Raw genomic sequence first — 13730 nt, 5'->3', positions numbered from 1 at the left:
CTCACGCCGGTCCCTCCTCATTGACCCGGCTTATGCTCCGGCGATACCGCAGCCGGGGTCTGTGGGCACTATTCGTCGTCTGCAATGCCGTCGTCTTCGGCAGGCGCCGGCGCTTTTACCACTGGCGCTTTGTTTGCGGCAGCGGGCGGCAGTTTCATGCTCGATTTGAGATCCAACACCCTGCGGAAGGCATGGGCCGGAATCCTGCCGACAATTTTCCCCGCCTTGCCCGCGAGTTCGAAGTCGAGCCCTTTCGTGGCAGCGGCAACAAAATCCGCCTCGTCCATGGCCACCACGCCGGTTTCCTCGCGGGTGGGCAGGCAGGGCCGAAAGAAGCAAGCGCCCCGTCTGCTGACCCCCTTTTCGAACTGCATCTGCCGGCCATAGCTCCAGGCCTCGGAAAAATGGCTCTTGCGCGGGCCGGTATAAAACGTCTTGAAACCGTATCCCACGGTGGTCGAATAGTAGGGCTGCGCGTTCAGCGACATGAACAAATCCAGATAGGCCAGGACATCAGGCCCAAAGGCCGTGTCGCTGCGCATATGAACATCCTTGACGACCGTCGAGGTCTGGCAGGAAACAAGCAGCATCGCGGCGAACAGAAGAACCGGTATTGTCTTCACGATAGTTCTCGAAATGAATGACTAAAAACAACTTTTGAAAATGAAAACCAAAACGTAGTAAAAATACCGGAAAATCAATCTCTTGCCCACTCCGCAATTAGTATGAGCAGGCGGCATTTCCGGCCGCATCACCCGCGGCCGGAAATACAATGCTTATCTTAGCCGGCGAGCGCGTCGCGCACGGCAGCCACGGCAGCTTCGGCCCTGGAGCCGTCGGGTCCGCCGGCCTGCGCCATGTCGGGACGGCCGCCGCCGCCGGCACCACCAAGCGCCGCGGAGGCGACCTTGACCAGATCGACGGCGCTGAACCTGCCGACGAGATCATCGGTAACGCCAACGACCGCGCTGGCCTTGCCATCTTCCGAAACGCCAATGAACGTCACGATGCCGGAGCCGACGGTTTTTTTGGCATCGTCGGCCAGCGGCTTCAGATCGCGCGGATTGACGCCGGTGACCACCTTGCCGATGAAGCCGACACCATTGACCGTTTCGGACGGTGCTGCGCCATTGCCGGAGCCGCCAAGCGCCAATTGCTTGCGCGCCTCGGTGAGCTCGCGTTCCAGCTTGCGGCGCTCATCCAGCAATGCCGTCACACGCGCCAGCGCGTCGGCAGGCGTGGACTTCAACACGCCGGCAATCGCCTTGACCCGGTCGTCCTGCTCTTCGAGGTAGCGGCGCGCGGCTTCGCCGGTCAGCGCCTCCATGCGGCGCACACCCGCCGCCACGGCGCTTTCCGAGACAATGCGGATCAGGCCGATATCGCCGGTGGCGCGCACATGCGTGCCGCCGCACAATTCCGTCGAATAGCTCTTACCCGATTTCTCGCCGTGCAGCGCCGTGCCCATGGAAACCACGCGCACTTCATCGCCATACTTCTCGCCGAACAACGCCATGGCGCCTTCCGCGATAGCATCGTCGACCGCCATCAGGCGGGTGCTGACCGGTGCGTTCTGCAGGACGATTTCGTTGGCAAGGTCTTCGATGACGGCCAGTTCCTTGTCCGAAATCGGCTTCGGATGGGAAAAATCGAAACGCAGGCGATCCGGCGCAACGAGCGAGCCCTTCTGCGCCACGTGGGTGCCGAGGGTTTCGCGCAGCGCCTCATGCAGCAGGTGCGTCGCCGAGTGGTTGGAGCGGATGCGCGTGCGGCGTGCGCTGTCGACGGTCAGCTCCACCGGCACGCCAAGCTTCACCGTGCCCTTGAGCACCTTGCCCAGATGCACGAACACGCCGTCATTCTTCTTCTGCGTGTCGGTGACAACAACAGTAAAGCCGTCACCCGAAATGATGCCGGTATCGCCCTGCTGGCCGCCGGACTCGCCATAGAACGGCGTCTGGTTGACCACGAGGGCAACGGCCTCGCCTTCCCCGGCGCTGTCCACCTGCGCACCGTCCCGCACCAGCGCGGTGATGACGCCTTCGGCCTTTTCCGTCTCATAACCGAGGAATTCGGTGGCGCCGACCTTGTCGCGCACCGCAAACCAGACCGTTTCGGTCGCCGCGTCGCCGGAGCCGGACCAATGGGCGCGGGCTTCCGCTTTCTGCCGCTCCATGGCCGCGGCAAAGGCATCCGTGTCAACCGCAATGCCGCGCTGGCGCAACGCATCCTGGGTCAGATCCAGCGGAAAACCGAAGGTGTCATAGAGTTTGAACGCGGTTTCGCCATCGAGACGGTCGCCCTCGCCAAGACCTTCCGTGGCATCGCTGAGCAGGCCGAGGCCGCGATCCAGCGTCTTGCGGAAGCGGGTTTCCTCGAGCTTCAGCGTTTCAGAAATCAGCGATTCCGCCCGGATCAGCTCCGGATAGGCCTGGCCCATCTCGCGGATAAGCGCCGGCAGCAGGCGCCACATCAGCGGCTCCCTGGCACCCAGCAGCTGCGCATGGCGCATGGCGCGGCGCATGATGCGGCGCAGCACATAGCCGCGGCCTTCATTCGACGGCAGCACGCCATCGGCAATGAGGAAACTGGACGAACGCAGGTGATCGGCGATCACCCGGTGGCTGGCGCGGAACTTTCCTTCCGCCTTGACGCCGGTCGCGTCTTCCGACGCGCGGATGAGCGCCCGGAACAGGTCGATATCGTAATTGTCATGCTCGCCCTGCAGCACGGCTGCCAGGCGTTCCAGCCCCATGCCCGTATCGATCGACGGGCGCGGCAACTCGATGCGCTCTTCCTTGGTGATCTGCTCGAACTGCATGAAGACGAGGTTCCAGATCTCGATGAAGCGGTCGCCGTCCTCGTTGGCGCTGCCGGGAGGGCCGCCCCAGATGTCTTCGCCGTGATCGTAGAAAATTTCCGAGCACGGGCCGCACGGGCCGGTATCGCCCATCGCCCAGAAATTGTCGCTGGTGGCGATGCGGATGATGCGGTCATCGGACAGACCGGCAATCTTCTTCCAGAATCCGGCAGCCGCATCGTCCGTATGGTAGACGGTGACGAGCAGCTTGTTCCTGTCGAGACCATACTCCTTGGTGATCAGGTTCCAGGCGAGGCTGATCGCCTCCTCCTTGAAATAGTCACCGAAGGAGAAATTGCCGAGCATCTCAAAAAACGTATGGTGCCGCGCCGTATAGCCGACATTGTCGAGGTCATTGTGCTTGCCGCCGGCGCGCACGCATTTCTGCGATGTGGTCGCGCGGCTGTAGGGCCGCTGCTCCAGACCGGTGAAAACGTTCTTGAACTGCACCATGCCGGCATTGGTGAACATCAGCGTCGGGTCGTTGCGCGGCACGAGCGGGCTCGACGCCACGATCTCATGGCCGTTCTTCTTGAAATAGTTCAGAAATGTCGACCGGATTTCGTTGACGCCACTCATGTGCATTGCCTTCTGACTTGTCTCTAACCAAAGCGAAATAGGCCCTTTCTGCAACAAAGGGCGGAACGCAACGCTTGTAGCGATGCGACCGCGGCCTGTCCAGAAAATCCCTGTGATAATGGGCCTTGCTTATGAACAGCACAGCCTTTGAATACGCGCACTCTCCCTCATACCCAGCTTGTCGAAGCACGCACGGCCGCTCTGCGTGCTTCGACAAGCTCAGCATGAGGGAAGTCAGAGCTCTGCATGAGGGAAGTCAGAGCTCTGCATGAGGGAGGTCTGCTCCATATGTGGGAAGGTAGCGCTGCGTGCGGTGAAGCACAGTCTCGGCACGAGGGACGGTCTTGCAGCGTGAGAGCATTGTAAAAGAAAAACCCGCATCCGGCGGCCGGATGCGGGTGATGAAGCGCAGACCAGAACGGTCCGTCCTTAGGAGATCAGCCTTCGGCGGCCTCGGGTCCGTCATTGTCCTCGATATCGTCCGGGCCCTTGTCCAGCATCTGCTCGGCAATCAGACCGGCATTCTGGCGCAGGACCAGCTCAATTTCATTGGCGACTTCCGGATTGTCCCTGAGGAACAGTTTCGCGTTGTCGCGGCCCTGCCCCAGACGCTGGGAGTTGTAGGAGAACCACGAACCGGACTTTTCGACGATACCCGCCTTGACGCCCAGATCGACCAGCTCGCCCGTCTTGGAAACGCCTTCGCCATACATGATGTCGAATTCGACCTGCTTGAAGGGCGGTGCCAGCTTGTTCTTGACCACCTTGACGCGGGTCTGGTTACCGACCACCTCGTCACGCTCCTTCAGCGCACCGATGCGGCGGATGTCGAGGCGCACCGAAGCATAGAATTTCAGCGCATTGCCGCCCGTCGTGGTTTCAGGTGAACCGAACATCACGCCGATCTTCATGCGGATCTGGTTGATGAAGATGACCATGCAATTGGAGCGGGAGATGGATGCGGTCAGCTTGCGCAGCGCCTGGCTCATCAAGCGGGCCTGCAGGCCGGGGAGAGAATCGCCCATCTCACCTTCGATTTCCGCACGCGGGGTCAAGGCAGCAACGGAATCGACCACCAGAACATCGATCGCACCGGACCGGACCAGCGTATCGGTGATCTCCAGCGCCTGTTCGCCGGTATCGGGCTGCGAGATCAGAAGGTTCTCCAGATCCACGCCCAGCTTGCGGGCATAGACCGGGTCCAGCGCATGCTCGGCGTCGACAAAGGCGCAGATGCCGCCCTTCTTCTGGGCTTCGGCAATCGTATGCAGCGCCAGGGTTGTCTTACCGGAGCTTTCCGGCCCGTAAATCTCGACAATACGGCCTTTCGGCAGACCGCCGACGCCGAGGGCTATATCCAGGGAAAGCGAGCCGGTCGACACCGTCTCAATTTCCACCACCTGCTCATTGCGTCCAAGCCGCATGATCGAACCCTTACCAAAGGCTCTCTCGATCTGTGACAATGCCGCATCCAGCGCTTTCGTTTTATCCACCGAATTACCCTCAACTAACCGCAAAGAATTTTGAGCCATGTTACACTACCCCTGTGCTATCCATGAAGCCCGGATGCTCCGGCCTTTGAAGATATTTGTATCTGTTTTGTTCTCATTTGGCAATATGCACAAGCCATTGAAAAGCAACAATAACACAAAAATGTTCTTAAAATGTTCCGGAGTTGACCCGTTTGCGCTTGTCCACATGTTCCTCGTGCCTGGACAGCGGGAACGGGAAAACGGCGGCCGCCGGATTCGAATCGTTGCGGCGATTGCGTCAGGGCCGCAGGCAATCTAGAGAAGAAAAAGACCAAGTGTCTTGCAACCGATCATTTTGTTCAGCAAAAGCCACCAACCATGACTCAGGATTACACACCGCTGCTGTTTGCTGTCGGCGGCGCCCATATGGACCGGCGCGGCCAGAGCAGCGTTCCCTTCATTCCCGGCGCGTCCAACCCCGGCATCATGCGCGAAGAGCCCGGCGGCGGCGTCTTCAATGCACTGCGCCTTGCCGTGCGGCGCGGCGTACGGGCTGAAATGCTGTCGGTGCGCGGCGGCGACCGGGTTGGCGATGTCATCGGCGCGGCCTTTGAGGCCGCCGGAATCACAGACAGTTCCGCCGTGTTCATCGACCGGGCAACGCCGAGCTATACGGCGATTCTCGATGAGCAGGGTGACGTGGTTGCGGCCATTGCCGACATGGCGCTGTATGAACTTGCCCTGCCCCGGCAGCTCAGGCGACGCAAGGTGCGCGATTCGATTGAAGCGGCCGATGCGGTTTTCGGCGATGCCAACCTGCCATCCGAAGCGTTGCAAAAACTGGCAGAGCTGGCTGGCGGCAAGCCGCTCTATGCGCTGGCGATTTCCCCGGCCAAGGCGGTACGGCTGCGGCCGGTGCTCGGCAATCTCGCCTGCCTGTTCCTCAACCGGCGCGAAGCCTTCGCGCTGACGGGGCTCGGCGCCGATGCCAGCCTGCCCGCTCTGCACCGCGCCCTGATGGCGGAGGGGCTGCAGGCGGCCGTTGTCAGCAATGGCGGCCAGGCTGCGCTGGCCTATTCGAGCGCAGGCGCATTTTCCCTTTTGCCGCCCGAACTGAGCGGCATTGCCGACGTCACCGGTGCGGGTGATGCGCTGGCGGGCGGCACCATATCGGCGCTGATGCGCGGCCTGCCCCTCACGGACGCCGTGCGCGAAGGCTTTGCCGCCTCGGCGCTGACGCTGCAAACCCATTCGGCAACGCCGGTCTTCACATCCAGGATTTTCGACGCGGCACTTGCGGCCATACCGGCAGCCATGCCGCTCGCCTGAGCCAACGGCCAGACATGACAAAGGAAAGAACCATGACCACAACAGCCCTCAACCCGTTCACCGACATTGCACCGGAGGTGCAGAAAGCGCTTGCCGCCGGGCAGCCGGTGGTGGCTCTGGAAAGCACGATCATCACCCACGGCATGCCCTATCCGGACAACAGCCGCATGGCCGCCGATGTCGAGACGATCATCCGCGATGGCGGCGCCGTCCCGGCGACCATCGCCATCATCGATGGCCGCCTGAAGATCGGCATTTCGGCTGAAGAACGCGAGGCGCTGGCGCAGGTCAAGGGCGCCATGAAGCTGTCGCGCGCCGATCTGGCGTTTGCGCTGTCGGAAGGCCGCACCGGCGGCACCACCGTTGCCGCCACCATGCTGGCCGCGCACATGGCGGGCATCAAGGTATTTGCCACGGGCGGCATTGGCGGCGTGCACATGGGCGCGGAGACCAGTTTCGACATATCCGCCGATCTGGAAGAACTGGGCCGCACCCCGGTCATCGTCGTTTCGGCGGGTGCCAAGGCGATTCTGGATATTGAAAAGACGCTGGAAGTGCTTGAAACCAAAGGCGTACCCGTCGTCGTGCATGGGGCGGATATTCTGCCGGCCTTCTGGTCGCGCCAGTCGCATCTCAAGGCCCCCTTGCGCCTCGACACGCCCGAAGCCATTGCCAAATTCCAGGCAACGCGCAGCGCCATCGGCGTCAATGGCGGCATGCTGATCGCCAACCCCATTCCGCTGGAAAGCGAAATTCCGGCCGGCATCATGGGCGGATACATCCGCGAAGCGCTGGCGCGCGCCACAAAAAATGGCATCACGGGCAAGGCCGTGACGCCATATCTTCTGTCGGAAATCCTCGATATCACCAAGGGTGAAAGCCTGAAGGCCAATATCGCCCTGGTGGAAAACAATGCACGCCTTGCGGCGCGCATTGCCGTTGCATTGGCCAATATCAGGTAAGCGGCGAAATCTGCAGTTCGACGCGGCGATTCTGCGACCGGCCGGCTTCCGAATTGTTGGAGGCAATCGGCCGGTCCATGCCGAGGCCGCGAACGGAGAAACGCCGGTTGTCGATGCCCTGCTGCGTCAGATAGTTCGAAACCGACAGCGCGCGGCGCTCGGACAGGAGCTGATTGTATTTTTGGCCGCCGACATTGTCCGTATGGCCATAGACATCGATAATGCTCCGGTCGAACTTGCGCAGCACCACCGCGACTGAATTCAACGTTGCGTAGAACTGCGGCTTCACCGCGTCCTGGTCCGTGGCGAACGTGATGTTCGACGGCATGTTCAGGATGATCTGATCGCCATTGCGCGTCACCGACACGCCCGTTCCCTGCAATTGGGCGCGCAGTTCCGCTTCCTGCCGGTCCATGTAATTGCCGGCCATGCCACCGGCCAGCGCGCCGATACCGGCACCGATCAGCGCGGCATTGCGGCCGGATTTGCCGCCGCCGCCAACCGCAAGACCGCCCAGTGCGCCAACCGCTGCACCGATCGCCGCGCCACCTGCTGTATTCGATATTTTTTGCTCGCCCGTATAAGGATCGGTCGTGGTGCAACCGGCCAAAAACGTCGCGGCAAGACAGCCGATGGCAAACTTCTTGATCATGGAATCAGGTCCCCGTTGGAAATGCTGCGAAATATAGCATCGAATACGGCAAAATATGGAAAAGAACCGGCTAAATCAGCCGTAGTCGCGCCATTGTCAGCGCATCGACATACCGCCCGTGCTTGAAGGCATAATCCCGGTGCAGGCCTTCCCGCTCAAAGCCGCATTTTTCGTAGAGACCGATGGCTTTGACATTGTCGGCATGCACCATCAATTCCAGGCGCCGGATGTTGAGCCAGTTGTCCGCCGCATCGATCAGGGCAAGCAGCAACGCCTTGCCGATGCCGCGCCCGGTGAAATCATCGTGCACGCCGAGCCCGAGATGCGCGCTATGGGCCCGCCTGCCATCGGCGCGATGCAGACCCGCATGGCCGACGACCTGTTGATCGATCTCGGCAACGATGCTTGTCGTCCCCGCACCCAGGTTCTCGAGCCATTTGCGGGTCTGTTCCGCACTTTGAAAGGGCAAGCGCAACGTACCGGCGCGAAAGCCGGGTAAATTGGTCATTGCGTTGATCTGTTCAAAATCGGCAACGCGCGCCGCCCGGATCGAAAATGCGCCGTCGCGGGATAATGATAAGGGCTGGTCTTGCATCTGGCTCTCCATTTGTTCGAGGAGAGCGAAGGTCAGACCCTGCTCGCCTCCTGGCAGGGTCTGGTGAAGGATCGCGTCGGCGTCAGCGCAATAGCTCTCCACCACCCCTGAGAAGGAGTGCGGTGTACAGCATCACGATATTCGAACGACGGGTCATGCCGCTATCTTTCACCACGCGATCAGTGATTTCAAGAGAGTTTTTGATTCAAAACCTGACCCTGTTCAAAAATTTTGACCGATATGCCGGGCGGAATTCGTTTGCGCCGCCGGTCTTATTCCAACATGCTTCGTCGCACCCGAACGACACCGACAGGATTTCGCATGACTGAGACCTCACAATCACCCGTAGCAATCATCACCGGCGGCGGACGCGGCATGGGCGCAGGCATCGCCCGCGAGCTGCATGCCAGAGGCTACAAGCTGGGGCTGATGTCACCTTCCGGCAGCGCCATCGAGCTGGCAGCGGAACTGGGCGCGATCGGCATCAAGGGTTCGGCTGCAGAGGCCAAGGACCTGGAAACGCTGGTCGCCAGGACAGCGGAAGCCTATGGGCGCATCGACGCCGTGGTCAACCACACCGGCCACCCGCCGAAGGGGGACCTCATCGACATCACCGACGAGAAGTGGGCGCTCGGCAATGATCTGATGGTGCTGAGCGTTGTGCGCATGGCGCGGCTCGTCACGCCCTATATGCTCAAACAAGGCAAAGGCTCCTGGGTGAACATCACCACCTTTGCCGCCTTCGAGCCAAGTCTCGTCTTCCCGGTGTCCTGCGCCTATCGCGCCGCCGTTGGCGCCTATACAAAACTCTACGCCGATCGCTACGCCGCCGACAATATCCGCATGAATGCGGTGCTGCCAGGCTTTATCGACAGCCTCGATCATAAGCCGGGCACCGAGAGCGGTATCCCGATGAAGCGCCTCGGCACCATGAGCGAGATCGCCAAGACAACCGCGTTCCTGCTGTCGGACGATGCGGGCTATATCACCGGGCAGAACATTCGCGTGGATGGCGGGATCACCAAGCACGTCTAGACATTCTTCTCCATCAGGTTGACGCCGAGGGATTCGCGCAGATGCCTCTGGCCGTTCGGCGTCACGGATACGGCGCGCGTGCCGTCGACGCGCCGGATCCAGCCCTTGTCGAAGCAGTGGCTGCACAATGCAGCGCCGATGGCACCGGCCAGATGCGGGCGCCGTTCGCTCCAGTCAAGGCAGGGGCGGCACAGGACACGGCCCTTCTTCTGGTGGATCACACCGACATCCATGCCAAGCCTGTCAAAGAGCGACAGGCCGCTATCCGTCAGTTCGCCCGCATCGAGTCCGAGTTCCAGATGCCCGGCCCCGACGAGCGCATCGGTGATCGACACGCCCAGCTTTCCCGCCAGATGGTCATAGCAGGTGCGCCCCGCCCTTAATGCCGCGTCGCGCGGCCCGGTGCGCACCGTCTTGCCGCCCGCGGCAGGCGCGGCAATCTGCATGATGCTTTCAATCATCTGCGCAACCGCTGGCGATGCCAGCCGGTGATAGCGGTGCCTGCCCTGCTTTTCCACCTGCAGAAGCCCGGCCTCCGTCATGCGCGTGAGATGGCTGCTGGCCGTCTGGGCCGTAATCCCGGCAAGCTGTGCCAGTTCCCCCGCTGTCAGCGCCCGGCCATCCATCAGGCCGGTCAGCATGCTGGCGCGGCCGGGATCTCCGGCCAGCGCGGCGATTTCAGCAAATCTGGCAGTGTTCGACATGGCGCTCTTCCGTGGCTGTTCAGGGCCGATACTGGCCTATCCGCGGCAAGAATGCTTCGAAAACGCCCGAAGTATCAAGGGCGCTTCTATTCGCTTTCCAGCATGTCCTTGACCGATGTCGCCAACTGCTTCAGCGAGAAGGGTTTTGGCAGGAAACCGAACTTGGCATCTTCCGGCAGGTTGCGGGCAAAGGCGTCTTCCGCATAGCCGGACACGAAGATGAACTTGATATCCCCGTATTCCTTGCGCAGTTCGCGCAGCAGCGTCGGGCCGTCCATCTCCGGCATGACAACGTCGGACACGATGATATCGACCTTGCCGTCCAGTTCCTTCATCACTTCAAGCGCTTCGACGCCGCTGGAAGCCTCGTGCACCGTGTAGCCGCGCGATTGCAGCGCCCGGACACCGCCCATGCGCACCGCGTCCTCGTCCTCGACGAGGAGAACCGTTGCGGAGCCGGAAAGATCGGTGGCCTTCTCGACCTTCTTTTCCTTCTTCGGCGCTTCAACCGCAACCACTTCGCCCGCCGCGTTGAGGACCGGTGCCTCCACATGGCGCGGCAGGAAGATGCGGAATGTGGTGCCCTTGCCAAGCTCGGATTCGCAATGGATCGAACCGCCGGTCTGCTTGATGATGCCATAGACCATGGAGAGACCGAGACCGGTGCCCTTGCCGACTTCCTTGGTGGTGAAGAACGGTTCGAAAATCTTCTCGATGACCTCGGGCGGCATGCCGGTGCCGCTGTCCTGCACCTCGACCAGAACATAGTCGCCCGGCAGGAGATCGCGGTAGTTCAGCGCGGCGCTTTCGCTCTCGCCGATATTGCGGGTGCGGATGGTCAGATCGCCGCCTTCCGGCATGGCATCGCGCGCATTGACGGTGAGATTGACCACCACCTGCTCGAACTGGCCAAGATCGGCGCGCACCGGCCACAGGTCACGGCCGTGCTCGATCTTGAGGTTGACCTGCGTCCCCGCAAGCCGTGTCAGCAGCATGCGCACATCGGCAATGACATCGGTCAGGTCAAGCACTTCCGGCCGCAAAGTCTGGCGGCGCGAGAATGCCAGGAGCTGCCGCACCAGCGATGCCGCGCGGTTGGCGTTCTGCTTGATGTTCATGATGTCGGCAAAGGACGGGTCGGACGCCCGGTGATTGGTAAGCAGAAGGTCGGACGACATGATGATCGCCGTCAGCACATTGTTGAAGTCGTGGGCGATACCACCCGCAAGCTGGCCGACGGCCTGCATCTTCTGGCTCTGCGCCATGGTGGCTTCAAGCGCCTTCTGTTCGGTGGTCTCCACGACGGAAACGATGGCAGCCTCCTCGGCGCCCTCTTCCGAACCGGCATCGAAGACCGGACTGATATAGAAGCGCAGATGGCGCTCCTCATGGCCGGGAATGACCGTATCGACGGGCGAAATCTCCGCCTTGCCGGCAAAGGCTGCGGCCAGCGCCCGGTCGAAAGCTTCCCTGTCGCGCTCGTGCACGACGGTTTCGAGCGGCGCGCGCCGGTCGATGGCATCGCGGTCCACCACGGGCGAAAACAGGCCGAGGAAGCGCGCATTGGTGCGCAGGATCTTGCCTGAAGCATCGACGGCGGCAATCGCCATGGATGCCGAATTGAAAAAGCGGGTGAACCGCACTTCGGCGGCGCGCAGCGCGGCGGAATTGTCTTCGCCCTCGGCGCGGTTGAGCACGATTGTCCGGGTCGGGCCGCGCTTGCCGTCGCGCTGTGCCTGCACACGGTGATAGAAGCGCACGGCGAGGCTCTGGCCGTTCGCCTTGGCCAGATCGAGGTCGATCACTGTGTTGCGGCTGGTGCCCGGCTCTGTCTTCACCGCATTGATCAGCGCCATGCCATTGCCTGCAACGATATCGCGGACGGTCATGGAACCCGGCGTAAACTTGGTCAGGTCAATGCCGAGCCATTCGGCCAGTGTCGCATTGATATAGATGATGCGCCCGTCGGGATCGGCGGAGAAGAAACCCGCCGGGGCATGATCGAGGTGATCGATGGCCTCTTGAATATCCTGGAAGTAGCGCTCCTGCTCGGCGCGCTCGGCGGAAATATCGGCGATCTGCCAGGCGAAAACCGGCGCTGTCTGCCCCGGAATACCCGCAACGGCGCGGGCTTTCACGCGGTACCAGGTCGGGATCGGCTCGCGGGCCGGATCGAGCGGGCGTGACAGACGCAGTTCTTCCTGGCCGGAAATCCCGTCCCGCACCGCATTGGCCAGGCGGTAGATCGGGTCGGAAGCGGCGCTTTCGCTGGAAAGGATGTGCTCGATCGCCCGCACATCGCTGGAATTGGTCACGCCCGTCAGCTGGGCATAGGCGCGATTGGCGTAGACAATGCGCCCTTTCTGATCGGCAACAACCGTACCCTCGGGAAACGTATCGACAAAGGCGCGCGTCAGTTCATCGCTGGTGCCGCGCGGTGTGAACTGGATGACATTGATGGCTGAACCGAAGAGATAGAACACGCCGGTCATCGCCAGCGTGCCGAGCAATCCCAGCAGGAACTGCTGCCCCAGCTGATCGCGGTAGATGAAATAAAGGATGGAAACGCCGACGAGCACAATGCCGAGAATGACAAGGCGCAAGGCGGCCCTCGTCGACTTTGTGTTGGCAATGATCGGTTCTGGATAAAGATCGTTGTTCGTCTCTTGAGACATCCGTCTCAAACCCCTTCTTTTCATCGCGGATTCTGCCCGGGCAGGCCACAATATTTTGAACCGGCTGAGGTCCGTATGACCAATGCTGGTTCCGAATCGTTTGGATCATATCTTTGATGCCGTATAAACCCCAAGCGTGCAGAACCAGCCATTATTCCACGGTTTCGCACGGCAATTGCGGCACAAGATCGGCAGGACCAGCCGATAGCCACAGGCCAGACCATGCATCAGGGTTGCAGCAGGCAAAAGCTCGCACTAGTGTCGCATCTCCGGGTTCCATGTCGGGGGACGTGCGTTTTCGCCCGGAGAATGTAAAGGAGAGTTCGTCATGCATAATTGGCTGGTCGCTGTCGTCGGCGAAACCGCTGCCCCGATTGTCGGGTTCATCCTTCTTTTCGCACTGGTCATTGTCCTTCTGCTGCTCGTCTTTGCTGTCCTGCGCCGTGTCACCGGCGGCACCTTCGTCGCGGGCGGGCGCAACCGCCAGGTCCGCCTGTCGGTGACCGATGCTGCCGCTGTCGACAACCGCCGCCGCCTGGTTCTGGTGCGGCGTGACGATGTGGAACATCTGATCCTGATCGGCGGTCCCAGCGATCTGGTGATCGAGCAGAACATCCGGCAGTTTGCCAAGCCGCAGTCGCGCGTCGAACCCGCTGCCACCATCGCTCCGGCCGATACCGAGCCGAAAGCCGAGCCACGGCCGGTCGAGGCACCCCGCCCGCAAACCGTCGCTCCCGCCCGCGTTTCACCGCCCGTCACGCCACTCAGCCGGCCCGCCGCTCCGGCGCAGTTCAGGCCAAGGCGATATTTTTGCGCTTAACGCTTGTAGCTCAGCAGCCGCAAAATGATGAAGCACGGGACAACCAC

11 protein-coding genes are annotated in these 13730 nt (G+C 61.5%); 4 read left to right on the top strand and 7 right to left on the bottom strand.

All coding sequences use genetic code 11. The features are described 5' to 3' along the window. Positions 1–68 precede the first annotated feature (68 nt). The 3 genes from ACTJJ7_RS13490 to recA form a co-directional block, all read right to left on the bottom strand. Positions 69–542 (bottom strand): hypothetical protein, encoded by a 474-nt coding sequence (locus ACTJJ7_RS13490; RefSeq protein WP_440967459.1) that lies wholly within the window; start codon positions 540–542, stop codon positions 69–71. A gap of 239 nt (positions 543–781) precedes the next feature. Next, entirely contained in the window at positions 782–3439 is a 2658-nt protein-coding gene (gene alaS / locus ACTJJ7_RS13485; protein WP_440967457.1) for an alanine--tRNA ligase, read from the bottom strand. Positions 3440–3876: 437 nt separating this feature from the next. Beyond that, positions 3877–4971, bottom strand: a complete 1095-nt coding sequence (recA, locus tag ACTJJ7_RS13480) for a recombinase RecA (RefSeq protein WP_105732429.1) — start codon at positions 4969–4971, stop codon at positions 3877–3879. 318 nt (positions 4972–5289) lie between these two features. Between recA and ACTJJ7_RS13475 the strand changes: the two genes are divergently transcribed. Together ACTJJ7_RS13475 and ACTJJ7_RS13470 are read left to right on the top strand one after the other, a co-directional pair. Then, on the top strand, positions 5290–6240 hold the full coding sequence (locus ACTJJ7_RS13475) for a carbohydrate kinase family protein (RefSeq protein ID WP_105732427.1): 951 nt from the start codon (positions 5290–5292) through the stop codon (positions 6238–6240). Between the two features lie 32 nt (positions 6241–6272). After that, positions 6273–7202, top strand: coding sequence for a pseudouridine-5'-phosphate glycosidase (locus ACTJJ7_RS13470; protein WP_105732426.1), 930 nt, complete (start codon positions 6273–6275; stop codon positions 7200–7202). Here the strand turns inward: ACTJJ7_RS13470 and ACTJJ7_RS13465 are convergent. Beyond that, positions 7195–7854 (bottom strand): OmpA family protein, encoded by a 660-nt coding sequence (locus ACTJJ7_RS13465; RefSeq protein WP_105732425.1) that lies wholly within the window; start codon positions 7852–7854, stop codon positions 7195–7197. The genes ACTJJ7_RS13470 and ACTJJ7_RS13465 overlap by 8 nt on opposite strands. A 70-nt stretch (positions 7855–7924) precedes the next feature. Further along, the gene (locus ACTJJ7_RS13460) at positions 7925–8461 is read right to left on the bottom strand and encodes a GNAT family N-acetyltransferase (protein ID WP_440967637.1); all 537 of its coding nucleotides are present in this window, start codon (positions 8459–8461) and stop codon (positions 7925–7927) included. A 309-nt stretch (positions 8462–8770) separates the two neighbouring features. Between ACTJJ7_RS13460 and ACTJJ7_RS13455 the strand changes: the two genes are divergently transcribed. After that, complete coding sequence (locus ACTJJ7_RS13455; protein ID WP_440967454.1) at positions 8771–9484, top strand: SDR family oxidoreductase; 714 nt, start codon at positions 8771–8773, stop codon at positions 9482–9484. Here the strand turns inward: ACTJJ7_RS13455 and ACTJJ7_RS13450 are convergent. Continuing rightward, on the bottom strand, positions 9481–10188 hold the full coding sequence (locus ACTJJ7_RS13450; protein WP_440967452.1) for an ArsR/SmtB family transcription factor: 708 nt from the start codon (positions 10186–10188) through the stop codon (positions 9481–9483). The two genes, ACTJJ7_RS13455 and ACTJJ7_RS13450, sit on opposite strands and share 4 nt — an antisense overlap. A gap of 86 nt (positions 10189–10274) precedes the next feature. Beyond that, complete coding sequence (gene cckA / locus ACTJJ7_RS13445; RefSeq protein ID WP_105732421.1) at positions 10275–12863, bottom strand: cell cycle histidine kinase CckA; 2589 nt, start codon at positions 12861–12863, stop codon at positions 10275–10277. 328 nt (positions 12864–13191) lie between these two features. Between cckA and ACTJJ7_RS13440 the strand changes: the two genes are divergently transcribed. Beyond that, positions 13192–13683, top strand: a complete 492-nt coding sequence (locus tag ACTJJ7_RS13440; protein ID WP_440967450.1) for a hypothetical protein — start codon at positions 13192–13194, stop codon at positions 13681–13683. The last annotated feature ends 47 nt before the right edge of the window (positions 13684–13730 follow it).

Origin of the sequence: Phyllobacterium sp. 22229 (assembly GCF_052056495.1) — a bacterium.
GTDB lineage: Bacteria > Pseudomonadota > Alphaproteobacteria > Rhizobiales > Rhizobiaceae > Phyllobacterium > Phyllobacterium myrsinacearum.
The sequence above is the reverse complement of the archived record's forward strand: the minus strand, read 5'-3'. Positions and strand labels throughout refer to the sequence as shown.